This is a genomic window from Mesorhizobium sp. HAY1-8B, assembly GCF_056868045.1.
On sequence record NZ_CP200321.1, the window covers coordinates 1,827,460 to 1,845,342 of the forward strand.

At 62.9% G+C, this 17,883-nt stretch carries 16 protein-coding genes; 13 read left to right on the forward strand and 3 right to left on the reverse strand.

Annotated features, from left to right (window positions below):
* Nucleotides 1-264: 264 nt before the first annotated feature.
* The 7 genes from AC1VON_RS08875 to AC1VON_RS08905 all read left to right on the forward strand — a co-directional run bounded on the left by AC1VON_RS08875 (nt 265) and on the right by AC1VON_RS08905 (nt 8,992).
* The gene (locus AC1VON_RS08875; protein ID WP_172352646.1) at nt 265-2,055 is read left to right on the forward strand and encodes an acyl-CoA dehydrogenase; all 1,791 of its coding nucleotides are present in this window, start codon (nt 265-267) and stop codon (nt 2,053-2,055) included.
* A gap of 102 nt (nt 2,056-2,157) precedes the next feature.
* Nucleotides 2,158-3,327, forward strand: coding sequence for an acyl-CoA dehydrogenase family protein (locus tag AC1VON_RS08880; protein WP_172353148.1), 1,170 nt, complete (start codon nt 2,158-2,160; stop codon nt 3,325-3,327).
* 33 nt (nt 3,328-3,360) lie between these two features.
* Complete coding sequence (locus AC1VON_RS08885) at nt 3,361-4,569, forward strand: acetyl-CoA C-acetyltransferase (RefSeq protein WP_172352645.1); 1,209 nt, start codon at nt 3,361-3,363, stop codon at nt 4,567-4,569.
* A 13-nt stretch (nt 4,570-4,582) separates the two neighbouring features.
* Nucleotides 4,583-6,802 (forward strand): 3-hydroxyacyl-CoA dehydrogenase NAD-binding domain-containing protein, encoded by a 2,220-nt coding sequence (locus tag AC1VON_RS08890; RefSeq protein WP_483121579.1) that lies wholly within the window; start codon nt 4,583-4,585, stop codon nt 6,800-6,802.
* A gap of 9 nt (nt 6,803-6,811) precedes the next feature.
* Nucleotides 6,812-7,357, forward strand: a complete 546-nt coding sequence (locus AC1VON_RS08895; RefSeq protein ID WP_172352643.1) for a thioesterase family protein — start codon at nt 6,812-6,814, stop codon at nt 7,355-7,357.
* 125 nt (nt 7,358-7,482) lie between these two features.
* Nucleotides 7,483-8,121, forward strand: coding sequence for a S24 family peptidase (locus AC1VON_RS08900; RefSeq protein ID WP_172352642.1), 639 nt, complete (start codon nt 7,483-7,485; stop codon nt 8,119-8,121).
* Between the two features lie 10 nt (nt 8,122-8,131).
* A complete protein-coding gene (locus AC1VON_RS08905) occupies nt 8,132-8,992 on the forward strand; it encodes a thermonuclease family protein (protein ID WP_483121581.1) in 861 nt (286 codons plus the stop codon).
* Here AC1VON_RS08905 and AC1VON_RS08910 read toward each other — a convergent pair.
* Nucleotides 8,958-10,604 (reverse strand): lysine--tRNA ligase, encoded by a 1,647-nt coding sequence (locus AC1VON_RS08910; RefSeq protein ID WP_483121583.1) that lies wholly within the window; start codon nt 10,602-10,604, stop codon nt 8,958-8,960. The genes AC1VON_RS08905 and AC1VON_RS08910 overlap by 35 nt on opposite strands.
* 169 nt (nt 10,605-10,773) lie before the next feature.
* Between AC1VON_RS08910 and AC1VON_RS08915 the strand changes: the two genes are divergently transcribed.
* Entirely contained in the window at nt 10,774-11,187 is a 414-nt protein-coding gene (locus tag AC1VON_RS08915; protein WP_483121585.1) for a tellurite resistance TerB family protein, read from the forward strand.
* A 40-nt stretch (nt 11,188-11,227) separates the two neighbouring features.
* Here AC1VON_RS08915 and AC1VON_RS08920 read toward each other — a convergent pair whose 3' ends face one another.
* Nucleotides 11,228-12,040, reverse strand: coding sequence for a transporter substrate-binding domain-containing protein (locus tag AC1VON_RS08920; RefSeq protein WP_483126295.1), 813 nt, complete (start codon nt 12,038-12,040; stop codon nt 11,228-11,230).
* A gap of 299 nt (nt 12,041-12,339) precedes the next feature.
* Here AC1VON_RS08920 and AC1VON_RS08925 point away from each other — a divergent pair, with 299 nt between their 5' ends.
* The 3 genes from AC1VON_RS08925 (at nt 12,340) to AC1VON_RS08935 (ending at nt 14,563) form a co-directional block, all read left to right on the forward strand.
* Nucleotides 12,340-13,071 carry a helix-turn-helix transcriptional regulator gene (locus AC1VON_RS08925; RefSeq protein WP_172352638.1) on the forward strand — a complete coding sequence of 244 codons (732 nt, stop codon included), beginning with the start codon at nt 12,340-12,342 and terminating at the stop codon, nt 13,069-13,071.
* A gap of 98 nt (nt 13,072-13,169) precedes the next feature.
* Entirely contained in the window at nt 13,170-13,808 is a 639-nt protein-coding gene (locus AC1VON_RS08930; protein WP_056570040.1) for an acyl-homoserine-lactone synthase, read from the forward strand.
* Between the two features lie 8 nt (nt 13,809-13,816).
* On the forward strand, nt 13,817-14,563 hold the full coding sequence (locus AC1VON_RS08935; RefSeq protein WP_172353146.1) for an enoyl-CoA hydratase-related protein: 747 nt from the start codon (nt 13,817-13,819) through the stop codon (nt 14,561-14,563).
* Nucleotides 14,564-14,612: 49 nt separating this feature from the next.
* Here the strand turns inward: AC1VON_RS08935 and ppk2 are convergent, their stop codons facing one another.
* The gene (gene ppk2, locus AC1VON_RS08940) at nt 14,613-15,521 is read right to left on the reverse strand and encodes a polyphosphate kinase 2 (protein WP_483121588.1); all 909 of its coding nucleotides are present in this window, start codon (nt 15,519-15,521) and stop codon (nt 14,613-14,615) included.
* Nucleotides 15,522-15,743: 222 nt separating this feature from the next.
* Here ppk2 and AC1VON_RS08945 point away from each other — a divergent pair, with 222 nt between their 5' ends.
* Both AC1VON_RS08945 and phoU read left to right on the forward strand, forming a co-directional pair.
* The gene (locus AC1VON_RS08945; protein ID WP_483121590.1) at nt 15,744-17,009 is read left to right on the forward strand and encodes an ATP-binding protein; all 1,266 of its coding nucleotides are present in this window, start codon (nt 15,744-15,746) and stop codon (nt 17,007-17,009) included.
* A gap of 114 nt (nt 17,010-17,123) precedes the next feature.
* Complete coding sequence (gene phoU, locus AC1VON_RS08950; RefSeq protein ID WP_172352635.1) at nt 17,124-17,849, forward strand: phosphate signaling complex protein PhoU; 726 nt, start codon at nt 17,124-17,126, stop codon at nt 17,847-17,849.
* The last annotated feature ends 34 nt before the right edge of the window (nt 17,850-17,883 follow it).

Sequence of the window (17,883 nt, forward strand, 5' to 3'; positions counted from 1 at the left end):
TCGCCTTGTGCACCTGCCTCTTCTCTCTCTCTCTCTCTCTCTCTCTCTCTCTCTCTCTCTCTCTGATCCCTCGGCGCTGGCTCGCACGACGTTGCGCGGCTAGGCTCACCAGGCTTGGGTAGGGCGGAAATCTTGTCGCATCGAAAAAATTGACGTTTACGCAAACGTCAATTTTTGCTATCCCGACTCCAACACGGGTCCGCATGCTGCCCTGACATGAATTCGGGGGCTTTTCGGACCAGGTCCGCAGGGTGGAGAAAGAGCATGCCGACATACAGGGCTCCGGTTCAGGATACGCTGTTCGTACTCAACGAGGTGCTGGGCTATCAGCGCTATTCCAACCTTCCCGGATTTGCCGACGCCACGCCCGACGTTCTGGAAGCGATCCTCGCCGAGGGCGCCAAGCTCGCCGAAAACGTCATGCATCCGCTCAACCGTGTCGGCGACATGGAAGGCTGTGTCCGTCACGACGACGGTTCGGTGACGACGCCGAAAGGCTTCAAGGAGGCCTTCGACCAGTATCGCGAGGGCGGCTGGATGGGGCTGGCCGCACCGGTCGAGTTCGGCGGCCAGGGGCTGCCCTACATGGTGCACCAGGCGGTCTCCGAGTACATGGTCTCGGCCAACATGGCCCTGATGATGTATCCGGGCCTGACGCAAGGCGCGATCGCGGCGATCATCACCCACGGTACCGACGAGCAGAAGGCGACCTGGCTGCCCAGGATGGTCGAGGGCTCCTGGACCGGGACCATGAACCTGACCGAGCCGCATTGCGGCACCGATCTCGGCCTGCTGCGCACCAAGGCGGTGCCGAACGGCAACGGCACCTACAGGATTTCGGGCCAGAAGATCTTCATCTCGGCCGGCGAGCACGATATGTCGGACAACATCGTCCATCTGGTGCTGGCTCGCATCGAGGGGGCGCCGGAAGGTGTGAAGGGCATTTCGTTGTTCATCGTGCCGAAGCTCAAGCTCGATGCTTCGGGCAATCCGGGCGAGAAGAACACGCTCTCCTGCGGCTCGATCGAGGAGAAGATGGGCATCCACGGCAATTCGACCTGCGTCATGAACTATGATGAGGCCGAAGGCACGCTGCTGGGCGAGGCCAATGGCGGCCTCAAGGCGATGTTCACGATGATGAACGAAGCCCGCCTCGGCGTCGGCCTGCAAGGGTTGTCGCTGTCGGAGATTGCCTACCAGAACGCTGTCGCCTACGCCAAGGACCGCTTGCAGGGTCGTTCGCTGTCGGGTGCCAAGGCGCCGGACAAGAAGGCCGACCCGATCATCGTCCATCCCGACATCCGCCGTTCGCTGATGACCATGAAGGCCTTCAACGAAGCCGGCCGCGCGCTGGCGCTGTGGACCGCCATCAAGTCCGACATCGCGCATCGCTCCGCCGACGACAAGGACCGCCAGGCCGCCGACGACTACACCGGGCTGATGACGCCTGTGGTCAAGGGCGTGCTCACCGACAAGGGTTTCGACCATGCGGTGATGGCCCAGCAGGTTTTCGGCGGTCACGGCTATATCGAAGAGCACGGCATGAGCCAGTTCGTGCGCGATGCCCGCATCGCCATGATCTATGAAGGCGCCAACGGCATCCAGGCGCTCGACCTCGTCGGCCGCAAGCTCGGGCTGAATGGCGGTCGCGCCATCCAGGCCTTCTTCAAGGAGGTCGGCGAATTCTGCGAGGAAAACCGCGCCGACGAGAAGATGGCGCCGTTCACCAAGGCTCTGAAGAAGGGCCTCAACGACCTGCAGACGGCGACCATGTGGCTGGTGCAGAATGGCATGGCCAAGCCCGACAATGCCGGTGCGGCCTCGACCGACTACATGCATCTCTTCGGCCTTGTCGCGCTGGGCTACATGTGGGCGCAGATGGCCAAGGTGGCACAGGGCAAGACCGGCGCCAACGGTACCCAGTCCTTCTACGACAACAAGGTGGTGACGGCGCGCTTCTTCATGGAGCGGATCATGCCGGAGACGTCGGCCCATCTCGCCCGTATTTCGAGTGGCGCGGACACGCTGATGGCCCTGCCCGCCGAAGCGTTCTAAAGATGGTTGCCTTCTCCCTCGAGGGGAGGGGCGGTTGAGGCCCGCGTGACGTGCGCCGACCTCAACTCCGACGATGCGCTCTGGGAGGAGTACCATATCCACATGACCAACCCCGCCGAAATACTTGGCCTTCCCAAGCCCGCCTGGGCGGCGGACGAGGTCGGCATGCTCTACGACATGGCGACCCGCTTCATGGCGGAGGAGATCGCGCCGCGCTACGACGAGTTCGAGAAGAACGAGATGGTCGACCGCGAAAGTTGGCTGAAGGCGGGTGCCGCCGGCCTGCTTTGTGCCTCGATGCCGGAGCAGTATGGTGGGTCCGGCGGCACCTTCGCGCATGAGAGCGCCATCATCGAGGCGATCGGCCATGTCGGCGTCGACGGTTTCGGCATCGGCCTGCACAATTCGATCGTCGCCCCTTATATCCTGCACTACGGCTCCGAGGAGCAGAAGAGGAAATGGCTGCCGAAGCTCGCGACCGGCGAGCTGATCGGCGCCATCGCCATGACCGAGCCTGGTGCCGGCTCCGATCTGCAGGGCGTCAAGACGCGGGCTGAGAAAGACGGCAACCAGTACAGGATCAACGGCTCCAAGACCTTCATCACCAACGGCCAGCTCGCCAACTTCATCATCGTCGTCACCAAGACCGATCCGGAAAAGGGCGCCAAGGGAACCTCGCTGATCGTCGTCGAGACCGATGAGGTCGACGGTTTCGAGCGCGGTCGCAACCTCGACAAGATCGGCCTGAAGGCCAACGACACGTCGGAACTGTTCTTCAACGACGTGCGCGTGCCGACCGCCAATCTGCTTGGCCACGAGGAAGGCCAGGGCTTCATCCAGCTGATGCAGCAGTTGCCGCAGGAGCGGTTGCAGATCGGCACCGGCGCCATCGCCATGATCGAGCGCGCGCTGGCGCTGACCATCGACTACGTCAAGGAGCGCAAGGCCTTCGGCAAGGCGATCATCGATTTCCAGAACACCCAGTTCAAGCTGGCCGAGCTCAAGACCGAGGCCACCATCGGCCGCGTCTTCTACAATGATTGCGTCACCCGCCACATCAATGGTGGCCTCGATCCGGTGACGGCGTCGATGGCGAAATACTGGCTCAGCGACCTGCAGGGCAAAGTCGTCGACGAATGCCTTCAATTGCATGGCGGCTATGGCTACATGAATGAATATCCGATCGCCCGCATGTTCCGCGACGCTCGCGTCCAGCGCATCTACGGCGGCACCAACGAGATCATGAAATTGCTGATCGGACGCTCTCTCTGAGAGTGGCGACCGGCAAACCCAAGGAGCAAGAAAATGGCTGAGGCTTATGTCTATGACGCCGTGCGCACGCCGCGCGGCAAGGGCAAGAAGGACGGATCGCTGCACGAGGTGCCGGCGGTGCGGCTTGCCGCCAAGACGCTCGAGGCATTGCGCGACCGCAACGGGCTCGACACCGGTACAGTCGACGACATCATCTTCGGCTGCGTCGATCCTGTCGGCGAGGCGGGTTCGGTCATTCCGCGCGCCGCCGCCTTCGAGGCCGGCTACGACACCAAGGCGCCTGGCATGCAGATATCGCGCTTCTGCGCCTCGGGTCTCGACGCCATCAATTTCGGCGCCGCCAAGATCGCGCAGGGCGCCGATGAGATCGTCATCGCCGGTGGTGTCGAATCGATGTCGCGCGTCGGCATGGGCGCCTCCGGCGGCGCCTGGTTCATGGACCCCTCGGTCGGCCTGCCCGGCTGGTTCGTGCCGCAAGGCATCTCGGCAGACCTGATCGCCACCAAATACGGTTTCTCCCGCGACGACGTCGACGCCTATGCGGTCGAGAGCCAGAAGCGCGCCGCCAAATCCTGGGCCGACGGCCGCTTCAAGAATTCGGTCATTCCGATCAAGGACCAGAACGGGCTCACCATTCTCGACCATGACGAGCACATGCGGCCTTCGACCGACATGCAGTCGCTCGCATCGCTCAACCCGTCCTTCGTCATGCCCGGCGAAATGGGCGGTTTCGACGCGGTCGCGGTGCAGAAGCACCCCGAGGTGGAAGAGGTCAACCACGTCCACCACGCTGGCAACTCGTCGGGCATCGTCGATGGCGCGGCGGCCGTGCTGCTCGGCTCGAAGAAGGCCGGGAAATCCATGGGCCTCAAACCCCGCGCGCGCATCCGCACCTTTGCCAATATCGGTTCCGAGCCGGTGCTGATGCTGACCGGTCCGGTCGACGTCACCGAGAAGCTCCTGAAGCGCGCCAAGATGAAGCTGTCGGACATCGACTTGTTCGAGCTCAACGAGGCCTTCGCCTCGGTGGTGCTGCGCTACATGCAGGCCTTCGACATCCCGCACGACAGGATCAACGTCAATGGCGGCGCCATTGCCATGGGCCATCCGCTCGGCGCCACCGGCGCGATGATCCTCGGCACCGTGCTGGACGAACTCGAACGCCGCGATCTCAACACCGCGCTGGTGACGCTGTGTATCGGTGCCGGCATGGGCACCGCAACGATCATCGAACGCGTCTGACGGGGAGAGAACAATGAGCTACATCAATTTCACCCTCGACACCGACGCTGACGGCATTGCGCTCGTCACCTGGAACATGCCGGACCGCTCGATGAACGTGTTCACCGAGGAGGTGATGGGCGAGCTGGACAAGATCATCGACCATGTGGTGGCCGATGCCGGCATCAAGGGTGCGGTGATCACCTCGGGCAAGGACAGCTTCTCCGGCGGCGCCGATCTCACCATGCTCCAGAAGATGCTGGCGGTCTTTGCCAGGGAGAAAGACAAGGATCCGGAGAAGGCGGCAAAGCTGCTGTTCGACAATGCCGGCCGCATGGGCGGCCTTTGGCGCAAGCTCGAAACATCAGGCAAGCCCTGGGTATCGGCGATCAACGGCACCTGCATGGGCGGCGCTTTCGAATTGTCGCTGGCCTGCCACGGTCGCGTCGCCGCTGATTCAGACAAGGTCAAGATGGCCTTGCCGGAAGTCAAGGTCGGCATCTTCCCCGGCGCCGGCGGCACCCAGCGTGTGCCGCGGCTGACCGATCAGCAGCAGGCTTTGCAGATGCTGACCTCGGGCCAGAATCTGTCGCCGCAGAAGGCGAAGGCCATGGGCCTGATCCACGAGGTCGCCGAGCCGGCCAAGCTGATCGAGACCGCCAAGGCCATGATCAGGAACGGATTGAAAGCGGTCCAGCCCTGGGACGAGAAGGGCTTCAAGCTGCCCGGCGGCCAGATCTATTCGCCGGCCGGCTTCAATCTCTGGCCGCCGGCCATCGCCATCCTGCGTCGCGAGACCTATGGCAACTACCCGGCCGCCGCCGCCATCCTGAAATGCGTCTATGAAGGCCTGCTGGTGCCGTTCGACACCGCGCTCAGGATCGAGCAGCGCTATTTCACCGAGATCATGCGGACCAGGGAAGCGGCGGCGATGATCCGCTCGCTGTTCGTGTCGCTGCAGGAACTGAACAAGGGCGCGCGCCGCCCGGCCGGCGTGCCGGAAACCAAATTCAAGAAGATCGGCATTCTCGGCGCCGGTTTCATGGGCGCCGGCATCGCCTACGTCACGGCCAAGGCCGGTATCCCGGTGGTGCTGCTCGACCGCGATATCGAGTCCGCTCAGAAGGGCAAGGCGCATTCCGACAGCCTGGTCTCGGATCAGGTCAAGAAGGGCCGCGCCAAGCCGGAGGAGAAGGACAAGCTCCTGTCGCTGATCACGCCCACGGCCGACTATGCCGACCTTGCCGGTTGCGACCTCGTCGTCGAGGCGGTGTTCGAGGATTCCGCCGTCAAGAAGGCCGCCACCGAACAGGCGGAGGCCGTGCTGAAGTCCTCGGCGATCTTCGCGTCCAACACCTCGACCATCCCGATCACCTCGCTGGCGAAGAATTCGGCGCGGCCGAAGAATTTTGTCGGCATCCACTTCTTCTCGCCGGTCGACAAGATGATGCTGGTCGAGATCATTTTGGGCAAGAAGACCGGCGACAAGGCGCTGGCGACCGCGATCGATTTCGTCCGTGCCATCAAGAAGACGCCGATCGTCGTCAACGACACGCGCGGCTTCTACGTCAATCGCTGCGTGCTGCGCTACATGTCTGAAGCCTACAAGATGCTGATCGAAGGCGTTCCCGCGCCGATGATCGAGAATGCGGCAAAGGCCGCCGGCATGCCGGTCGGTCCCTTGGCGCTGACCGACGAGACGGCGATCGACCTTGCCCAGAAGATCATGAAGCAGACCATCAGGGATCTCGGCGACAACGCCGTCGACCCCAAACAGATGGCACTGATCAACACCATGGTCGACGACCATGGCCGTTTCGGCCGCAAGAATGGCAAGGGCTTTTATGACTATCCGGCCAAGCCCGCCAAGAAGAAGCTGTGGCCGGGGTTGAAGGACCTCTATCCGCAGCTCGAGCCCGAGAAAGTCGACTACGAGGAACTGCAGCAGCGGCTGCTCGTCACCATCGCTCTGGAGGCGGCACGGGTGATGGAAGAGGGCATCGTCACCGACCCGCGCGAGGCCGATGTTGGGTCGATCCTGGCCTTCGGCTTCGCGCCCTATACCGGCGGTGCGCTGTCCTACATCGACGGCATCGGCGCCAAGCGCTTCGTCAAGATCGCCAAGGGGCTGCAGAAGAAATATGGCGCCGAATTCAAGGCGCCCAGGCTTCTCATCGACATGGCCGAGAAGGGCGAGACCTTCTACGAACGCTTCGACCCCTACGCAAAGGGCGACGTGAGGCAAGCCGCCTGACGCGGGATTATGTACGTCTGGGCGCGCATGGCGCGCATGCTGGCCACGGCTCGAAGCCGTGGCCCCTATGTGATGGGCGGTGAAGGCCGGCTGGCCTTTCGCTGCCTGCCGACCGACATCGATTTCAACATCCATCTCAACAATGCGCGCTACATGATGCTGGCCGACCTCGGCCGCATTGACCTCTTTGTCCGCGCGGGGCTGATCACGCTGGCGCGGAAGAACGGCTGGGCGCCGATGATGGGCGGGCTGCAGGCGGTCTACGCACGCGAGATCAGGCTGTGGCGCCGCTTCGAAGTGGTGTCGTCGATCGAAACCTGGGAAGGCAGCCAGGTCATCGGCAAGCACCGTTTCGTCCTCGACAATGGCGAGACGGCTGCTTTGATCCTGACGACCGCCGGCGTCTACGACCGCAAGGCTCGCCGCTTCCTCGACATTGCCGAGGTTGTTGCAGCCCTTGGTCGCACAGTCGATCCACGACAGCCAACGGAGGCGGAACGGATTTTCATGGCGTCGCACCAGGGTTTGCGTACCCTCGCCAAGGCGGCCAATTGATCCCGGGAATCCCAATGTCCAGGGTCGACACGAATGTGTGTCGTGTGAGTGGTGCCGGTGGACAAAGCGGCCTTCGCGGACTAGAACGAACAGGCATTTTTTCCTGTCTCGAAGGAGAGCACGACATGCTCTCGCACGACCGCGTCTGGGCCGCCATCGATGCTCTCGCCGAGCGCTATTCGCTTTCGGCTTCAGGTTTGGCAAGGCGCGCGGGGCTCGATTCGACTGCTTTCAACAAATCGAAACGCCTGTCGTCCGACGGCCGGCCACGCTGGCCTTCGACCGAATCGCTGGCCAAGATCATCGAGGCGACGGGTGCTTCACTCGACGAATTCACCGGGCTTATCGAAGGCCGCATGAGCGCCGCGCCCGCCTACCGGCGATCCGTGCCCTTGCTTGGTTTTGCCCAGGCCGGCGCCGGCGGCTTTTTCGACGATGCCGGTTTTCCGGCAGGGCAGGGCTGGGATCTGGTCGAACTGCCGGCGCAGTCGACAGAAAGCTCCTATGCGCTGCAGGTGCAAGGCGACTCCATGCTGCCGCTCTACCGCAATGGTGACGTCCTCATCGTCGAGCCGGGCGCGGCCACCCGCAAGGGCGATCGCGTCGTCGTCAAGACCACGTCAGGCGAGGTGATGGCCAAGGTGCTCGAGCGCCAGACCATCAAGTCGATCGCGCTGGTGTCCCTCAATCCCGATCATCCCGACCGCGACATTCCCATGCGCGATGTCGAATGGGTGGCGCGGATTGTCTGGGCAAGTCAGTAGGTCCGAACTGGTGCGGCTTCCTCATCTTGCCTTGGCGGTTGTGATGGTTCCGGTGATGGCGGCCCTGGTCGTCGCCGGCGGCCGCACGCTGAAAGGAAGCGAAGGCACCGTCACGGTGGACCAGATCGATCCTGGCGTTGATACGATCTCTCAGGCAGGCACCGATGCCGGGCCCGAAGAGCCGGCTACGTCAGCCATTCCAGCGCCGGCCGCTGCGCCACCGGCAAAGCCGGCGGTGCATTCGCGGGCGATCGATCCGGAGGTCGTCGCGCCGCCGGAACTGCCCGCCGGGGAAATCGAGCGGGTCGAACCGCGCGAACCGCTGAGTAAGCTGGCGCTGGCCATGCCGCCAAAGCCGAAGATGCCCGACGACTGGAACGGCACGAAGCTGTTCCAGCCGGTCGCGCCGGCCGCCGGCCTGATCGAGGCGAAAGGCTATTCCGTCGCGGTTTCCGGAATCGATGTCGTCGCGCAGGACGAGGCCTGCACCACAGACGGCAAATCCTGGCCGTGCGGCATTCGCGCGCGCAGCGCGTTCAGGGCCTTTCTGCGCGGCCGCGCGGTGGTTTGCACGGTGCCGCCCGAAGGTGGGCGCGACCGGATCGCAGCGGAATGCCGGATCGGCAAGCAGGACGTCGGCCAGTGGCTGGTCGAAAACGGCTGGGCGCGTGCCGCCAAGGGCGGGCCCTATGTCGAGGCCGGCGAAAAGGCGCAAAGCGCGAAGAAGGGCATTTTCGGGCCGGCGCCGGATCTTGCCGGCATCTCGGCGATGCCCGCCGCGCCCGCCCCGGCGCCCCAGGCGCCGGGCTCGATCCTGGAAGAGGTCGACGGCGCCCTCAAGCCAGCTGGCCAGCCAGCGCCTGCTGAATGAGCGCACGGGTCTCGGCGACGCCGTAGAGCGCGGCGAACGAGCCGAAGCGTGGGCCGCGCTCCTGCCCGATGAGCACTTGGTAGATCATCTGGAAAAAGGCGCCAGAAACGCCTGGGCCGCCTTCCGGGCTCTGCTTGGAATGATCCTGATAGCGTTCGATCTTGCGCGCCACGTTGAGCGAGGCGTTCTGGATCGCTTCGCCGCTGGCGTCCGCCGGCAGCGTGCCAAGCGCCGCGTCCAGTGCCTGTAGTGCCTCGCGCTCGACATCGTCGGCGGCGCGGAATGTTTTCGTCGGCTTTACGAAGTCGTCGAAATAGCGGATCGCATAGCCCGTCAGCCTGTCGAGTTCGGGATGGGTGGTCGGCGTCACGCCGGCGGCGTGGCGCGAGATGAAGCCCCACAGCACATCCTTGTTCTGCGCATTGGAAGCACTGACCAGGTTAAGCAGCAGCGAGAACGGCACCGGCATGTCGATGGCGGGCGGGTTGCCGTCATGCATATGCCAGACCGGATTGCCCAGCCGCTCCTTCCAGTCCTGCCGTGGGTAGGCGGCGAGGAAGGTGTAATATTCGTCCACGGCCCGCGGGATGACGTCGAAATAGAGCTTCTTGGCCTGCCGCGGCCGTTGGTACATGTAAAGCCCGAGGCTCTCGGTCGGGGCGTAGGTCAGCCACTCGTCGATGGTCAGCCCGTTGCCCTTCGACTTCGAGATCTTCTGGCCGTTCTCGTCCAGGAACAGTTCGTAGACGAAATGCTCCGGCGCGCGCCCGCCCAGGATGTCACAGATGCGGTCGTAGACCACGGCATTGGTCTGGTGGTCCTTGCCGAACATCTCGAAATCGACGCCAAGGGCTGCCCAGCGCATGCCGAAATCCGGCTTCCACTGCAGCTTCACCCTGCCGCCCGTGATCGAAAGCGTGGTCTCGGTGCCTTCGTCATCGAAGGTGATGGTGCCGGCCTTGGCATCGACATGCTTCATTGGCACGTAAAGCACGCGGCCGCTCTTCGGAGAAATCGGCAGGAACGGGCTGTACGTCGCCTGCCGCTCGGGTCCGAGCGTCGGCAGCATCACCGCCATGATCTTGTCGTAGCGCTCGGCGGCGCGAAGCAGCATCGCGTCGAAACGGCCCGACTTGTAGTACTGCGTCGCACTGGCGAATTCGTAGTCGAAGCCGAACGTGTCCAGGAAGCGGCAGAGCATCGCGTTGTTGTGGTCGGCGAAGCTCGCATAGTCACCACCGAACGGATTGGGAACCGAAGAGAGCGGCTTGTGCAGATGCGGCTCAAGCGCGGCGCGATCCGGCACGCTGTCGGGGATCTTGCGCATGCCGTCCATGTCGTCGGAAAAGCACAAGAGCTTGGTCGCGACCTTGTCCTGCGTCAGCACGCGGAACGCGTGGCGTACCATCGATGTGCGCGCCACTTCGCCGAACGTGCCGATATGCGGCAGGCCGGACGGACCATAGCCGGTCTCGAAAAGGATCGTTTCGGGAAAGTCGGCGCCCTTGTAGCGCTCGATGATCTTTTTGGCTTCCTCGAACGGCCACGCCTTGCTCTCGGCGGCAGCCGCCAGCAGCTCGGGGTTGAGATCGATGATGTTTGATCCCGCCATGGTCCTGTTTTCCAATTATTCGCCGGCCAAATTCGCCTGATATGACCGCGGTGTCGATTTTCAACCGGTCTCTAGGCGTGCGTGGCCGGAGCGTCAACGCGCGCAGCGCTTTTTCCTTGCGGCGCAGATGGCGCCTACCTACCTTCGAGGCCCGTGCAAGGAGTAAAGAATGCCGTCGCCGACCCCGCATGAAGCCCTGATCTATCTGATGGTCATCACCTCGGCCTCCGATCGGGACATGACCGATGTCGAACTGGCCCGGATCGGCGATGTTGTCCGCTCATGGCCGGTCTTCGAGGATTTCAAGCAGGACCAGCTGGTTCCCGTCGCCCAGGCTTGCCAGAAGCTGCTGCATGAAAAGGACGGCCTGGAGGGTGTCCTGGCCCAAGTCGCCGAAGCCCTGCCGGAGCGCCTGCGCGACACCGCCTATGCCGCGGCTTTCGAAGTGGCCGCCGTCGATCTCGAAATGCGCATGGAGGAAGTGCGCGTGCTGCAGTTGATCCGCCGGCAGCTCGATCTCGACACTCTGACCGTCGCCGCCATCGGCCGCGCCGCCAAGGCCCGGCTTCGCACGCTGACCTGACGGCGTTACGGGCGGATCGGAAACACCGACCGGGACCGGATCAGAAAAAACTGACCGGGAAGTAGCGCAGGTAGAATTCGGCGAAAGTACCTTTCATCGAAATCTCCTGCAGCGCGTAATCGATCGCGGCGGCCAGGGCCGGATTGTCCGCCCGTGTGGCGATGGCCATGCCCGTGCCCAGATATTCGGGCGCCAGATAGGGGCCGCCGGCAAAGCGGCAGCAGCCAGCCGCATCCGAGCCGCCCAGCCAGAAGGCGAAGCGCATGCCGTCGCCAAAGGCCGCATCGATCTTGCCTGCCTTGAGATCGGCGTAGAGGGCCTCCGGTCCGTCGAAAGAGACGATCTGGACCGTGTTGAAATAGTCGCGCAGCATGCGCTCATGCGCCGAGCCGGCGAGCACGCCGACACGCTTGCCGTGCAATTTGTCGAAGACCGGTTCCGTCAACGCCTTGCCCTTCGGCATGATGAAGCGCGCCGGAAACTGCAGGTAGGAGCGTGAGAAGGCATATGTCTGGCGTGCCTGTGGCGTTGCGGCGATGCCGGCGATGATGGCTTCGCCCTCGCCTTTCTCAAGCGCCCCCTCGAGCTCGGCCCACGGCAATGCCTGGATCTGGCATTTGTCGATAATGCCGAGTTCGGCGCAGATGGCGCGTGCCAGGTCGATGTGGAAACCGGACAGCTTTCCCGCGCCGTCGAGGAAATTGAAGGGTGGAAAATCCGTGGTCGTCAGGAACCGCAGCCGTGGCAGGGCCGAAAGATCCGGCTTGGGCAACCGTTCCTTGGCGTCCCACAACACCGGCACCTGCGGTTCCGCCGCGCGTGCCCCAGAAGCCAGCGGCAGTGCCGCGATCAGCAGCGACGCCAGGATCAGGAACCGCCATTGGAACGCCACGATTGAACTCCGCCGCACTCGTTTTCGCACTGGTTTTGGTACGAAAATGATACAGGCACAATGGTTTTTGATTTCAACGCCCCGATTTCAGGATATGATTTAACGCGTTTGCAAACAGCGGTGGCTGCCTTGGTTGGGGGGACCAGGGTCGAGAACCACAACCGGAAAAGTGCGATTGCAATCCGTGGTCGGTGGCAAAGTGCAGACAAGGCATGGACCATCGGTCTCAATGCATGAGGCAACATGGGGTTGATGTTGCGATGGGTCAATTCGATCGTACGCTGGAATACATAGATCAACTGCAGCACGCCGGAACGGCGGCGGCGGTTTGCGAGAAGCTGTTGGGCATAACGTCGGATTTCGGTTTGACCGCGCTTATGGCCGGAACTGTTCCGCAGCCGGGCACGCCGACCGGGCAGCAAAAGCAGCATGTGCTGCTGTGCGACTGGCCTGTCGAATGGCTCGAGCGCTACGTGTCACGCAATTATGTCGATCACGATCCCGTGGTCAGCCACATGAAGCAGCTGCAGGCGCCGTTCCAGTGGCGGGAAGCCGCCGAGGGCATTCGCATCGACAAGAGCAGCGGCGAAGTGATGGGCGATGCCGGGGCCTTCAAGCTGCGCGACGGCTTGGCTTTCCCGCTGATCACACTCGACGGCCAGATCGTCATGGTGTCGCTGGGTGGCGAGGCCGTGCAGCTATCGGCGGACGAGTTCGGCCTGGTGTCGCTGGTCTCCACCTATGCCGTTGGCCGTGCCATGCAACTCCACACCGTGGCGGCCAAGACCATCGACCATATCGAGCTGACCCCGCGCGAGCGCGAATGCCTGCAATGGGCGGCTGTCGGCAAGTCCGAATGGGAGATTTCGCAGATCCTCGGCATCTCGGAGCACACCTCGGAGAAACATCTTCTTAACGCCAAAAGCAAACTCGGTGCCGTCAACCGGGTTCAGGCTGTCGCCGAAGCGATAAGGCGCGGCTACATTAGTTAGGTCGGCCGTGCCGACCTAGAAATTCTTGCCTACGTGATCACGCAATTTTCTCACTGAAGCACGGCCGTATCTTCCTCTTAAACCCAGGAGACGACGGCATGCTTTTTTGTCTTACAACTCAGGAATTGATGGAACGTCCCGACCTTTGGGAGGCCGTCCATCGGCTGCGCTACCAGATATTTGTCGAAGAAATGGGGTGGGAGGACCTGCGGCGCCCGGACGGATTCGAGGTCGACCAGTTCGACCATGATGAGGCGGTACATCAGATCGTCATCAGGGGCAACGAAATCGCAGGCTATCAAAGGATGTTGCCGACCACGCGGCCCCATCTGCTGACCGAAGTCCTGACCGACCTTTCCGAGGGAACGCCGCCATCGGGCCCAAACATCTGGGAATTGACCCGCTATGCGGTGGCTCCCGGTTTTCGCGATGGCCGTCGCGGCGTCTCGACCGTCGGCACCGAATTGATCGCCGGCTTCGTCGAGTGGGGGCTGAAGCGCGGCGTCGACAAGGTGATCATCGAGTTCGAGCCGATGTGGGTATTGCGCGCCTTGCAACTGCATTTCCTGGCGACGCCGCTGGGCTACCAGCGCACCTACGGAAATCAGCAGGTCGTGGCGACACTGCTTTCCTTCACCGAGCACACGCTGGACGTGGTGCGTTCGCGCCGCAATCATCATGCTCCCGTTCTGGCCAGGGGATATCCCGACATGTTCGGCCAAAGGAGGGCGTCATGAGATCGGAGATGGCCATGCACCCGCAACCAGAACTGCGCAACCACACGCTCATCGTCACCGTGTCGTCGAATGACGGCCGGCCGGTGCTCGACAGAAGGGCCTATGAAAGCCTTGCCAGGACGTTCCACGAAGCCGCCGACAATGATGAGGTTCGTGTCGTCGTGCTACGTGGCCTGGCAGGCTGTTTCTGCCTCGGTGGCGACTTCTCCGAATTCCTCGACGCCACCAAGCATCAGAAGCTCATCGCCGCTGTCACCGACATGTTCCGCACCCTGGCGACGTTTCCGAAGCCTATCCTCGCCTGCGTCGACGGCGATGCCGTCGGCGTCGGCTGCACGATCCTGTTCCACTGCGACATGGTGATCGCGTCCAATGAAAGCACGTTCCGGGTGCCGTTCGTCGATTTCGGCCTTGTGCCCGACGCGGCGACCAGCATCCTGGCGCCGCAGAAGCTCGGCTATGCCGGCGCTTTCCGCTTCTTCTGCCTCGGCGACACGCTCCACGCCGAGGATGCCAGGGCGCTCGGCCTCGTCGCCGAGATCGTGCATGACGGCGTGGAGGAGGCGACGCTCGGCCGGGCCAGGCAGTTGGCCAAGAAGCCGGTCGCTGCCCTGCTGCAGACCCGTGGCCTGCTCAAGGGGAACACCGCCGCGCTGTGCGACCGCATCGACCAGGAGATATCGCTGTTCCAGCAGGCATTGCAGGACGACACCACGCTGCGGCGCCTGCAGCGCATTGCAAGGCTGGCGGCCTGAGGATCGCGAAGAATGCCGTGCCGCGTGGAGGCCACGCGGCACGGCGAACTCAGCCTTCCTTGCCGAGGAATGACGGCCCTTCGCCGATGATCTTCTTGTCTTCCTTGCCGATGATATCGAGATCGCGCCCCTCATAGGGCAGCGACAACAGGATGCGCCGCATCACCGCCAGCCGCGCGCGACGCTTGTCGTTGGCCCGCACGATGATCCATGGCGCGAACGCCTTGTGGGTGCGCTCGAACATGGTGTCGCGCACCTTGGTGTAATCATCCCATTTGGTGATGCCGGCAACATCGATCGGCGAGAACTTCCAGCTCTTTAGCGGACTGTAGCGACGGTCATGAAAACGCTCGAGCTGCGTTTCCCGGCCGATGTTCAGCCAGAATTTGAAGAAATGGATATCGTCATTGACGATCATCCGTTCGAAATGGGGCGTCTCGTCGAGAAACTTCTCGTGCTGTTCGGGCGTGCAGAAGCCCATCACCGGCTCTACGCCGGCGCGGTTGTACCAGGAGCGGTCGAAAGTGACGAACTCGCCCGATGTCGGGAAGTGGTCGACATAACGCTGATAGTACCATTGTCCCAGCTCGGTCGGGGTCGGCTTGGTCAGCGCCACGTTGCGCGCCGTGCGTGGGTTGAGGTACTGGTGCACCACGAAGATCGTGCCGCCCTTGCCGGCGGCGTCACGGCCCTCGAACAGCGCCATCACCCGCTTGCCGGTCGCCTGCAGCCATGCCTGCGCCTTGACGAGCTCGATCTGCAACTTTTCGAGCGTCTCGTCATACTCGTCGCTTTTCATCTTCTTGTCGTAGGGGTAGCCACCCGCGGTCAGCTTTTTGTCCTCGACCCAGTCCGGAAGCTCGGGATTCTCGATGTCGAACTCCCGTTCCTTGCCGTCGATCCTGATCTTCAGCGGACCCGAAGCCGGCGCGGCGGAACTTTCCTTGGCATTTTTCATGCTGACGAACCCTTTCCAGCTTTCGGACTCATGCTATTGGGAGCCACTACAGACCGCGCGTCCGTCTGGACGCGCAAACGACGCTGCAGGACTTTTGATTTTGCGCATGATCCTTTCCGAGAATCGATTCCCGATTTACGGGATCGTGCGCGGAGCGGTCCAGCGGAAGTTTCCGCTGCCGCACGACCGGTGGAACGGCATGGGGCGCGGGCGCGCGAGCGAATGACTGAACTGGACGCAGGGCAGAAAGGCATGGTGCAAATCCTGGCCGCCCGGCTGTGGAACAGCCGCTGGCTGCTCGCTGCCGGTGTCGCCGCGGTTCTGATCGCCTTTGCCTTCGCGGGCATTTCCGCCTACGTGCTGGTACCGGCGCTGCTCCTGTTGGTTGCGGCGGCTATGCTGCCGGCCGCGGGTCTGCGCCAGTCCGCCGACGGGACCGCCGCGATCGAGGCGATCGGCCTGCAGCGCCTGTCGGGCGAATATCTGGCGGCGGCCGTCGCTGACCCGCTCATCATCTTCGATCATGCCGCCACCATCGTCCATGCCAACGCCGCCGCGTTTGCCGCCTTTGGCGGGATTGCACCGGGCATATCGCTGCCGCTGAAATTCCGGGCGCCGGAAATGCAGACCCTGCTCGACAGCGTGTTGTCGGGTACGCTCGCCTCGGATGTCGTCGACTATACCGAGAAGCTGCCGGTCGAGCGGGCCTACCGGGTCAGCGCGTCCTCGGTCGGGCACGGCACCGATCTCTATGTGCTGGTGTTCAAGGATCAGAGCGAGGCGCGGCGGATCGACCGCATGCGCGCCGACTTCATCGCCAATGCCAGCCACGAATTGCGCACTCCGCTGGCCTCGATCGCCGGTTTCATCGAGACGCTGCGCGGACCGGCCCGCAACGATCCGGCGGCGCGCGAGCAATTTCTGCAGATCATGCAGAACCAGACCGGCCGCATGGCGCGGCTGATCGACGACCTCCTGTCATTGTCTCGGCTTGAGATGAAGCCCTATCTGAAGCCCGGGATGGAGGTCGACCTGCGCCAGACCGTCGACAGCGTCATCGATTCGCTGGCCCCTCTTGCCCGCGAAAACAGCGTTGCCATCGAGCGCGACTTCGCCAAAGGGCCGCTCAATGTGCCGGGCGATCGCGACGAGCTGTTCCAGGTTTTCGAGAATCTCCTGGAAAACGCCTGCAAATACGGGCAGTCGGGCGGCCGCGTCCTGGTGTCGATCGCGCGCGGCGACCTCGATTCCGAACCCGGCATCGACGTGACGATCCGGGATTTCGGCCCCGGCATTCCCGAGGAGCACATTCCTCGCATCACCGAGCGCTTCTATCGCATCGACGTCGAGACCAGCCGGACCCAGAAAGGCACCGGCCTCGGCCTGTCGATCGTCAAGCATATTCTGACGCGCCACAATGCCAGGCTGACGATCAAATCCGAGGTCGGCAAGGGCGCCGCCTTCTCGGTTCATTTGCCGACGCACTGATCTCGCCCTAGTTTTCCCCTGGACCGTTTCTTTTTTCTGTCATCCCGCTAGCGTATCAGCGGGGATTCGAGGAAACGACTCAAAGCAAAGAACCCGTGGGAAGGCATTTCATTCATGCAGTCCGTGCACATCATGAGCGCCTATGACGAGGAGCTGAAATATCTGTCGAAGCGCATCGCCGCTATGGGCGGCCATGCCGAGCGCATGGTCGAGCAGGCGGTCGCCGCTCTGGTCAATGCCGATCCGGGACTGGCCCAGAAAGTCATTCGCGATGACGCCGTGCTCGATGAAGGGCAGCGCGAAATCGACGACAAGGCGATCATCATCATAGCCAAGCGCCAGCCGATGGCGACGGATCTGCGCGAGATCGTCGGCGCCATCCGCATTTCCGCCGATCTCGAACGGGTCGGCGACCTCGGCAAGAATGTCGCCAAGCGGGTGGTCGCCGTCACCGACGGCCGCCAGCCAACCAGCCTGTTTCGTGGCTTGGAGGCTCTGGCCAACCTTGCGCTGACGCAGCTCAAGGAAGTGCTCGACGTCTATGCCTCGCGCTCGGTCGACAAGATCGGCTTCGTGCGCGACCGCGACGACCAGATCGATGCCATGTACACGTCGCTGTTTCGCGAATTGCTGACCTACATGATGGAGGATCCGCGCAACATCACGCCCTGCACGCATCTCCTGTTCTGCGCCAAGAACATCGAGCGCATAGGCGATCATGCCACCAACATCGCCGAAACCATCTATTACATCGTCACGGGCGACCAGATGCCGGCCGAGCGGCCGAAAGGCGACAAGACCGACAAGATAAGTCTTTCCGCGACGCTGACGGCGGAATGAACGCTCTTCCTCTCGAACGCCAGATCAGATTGCG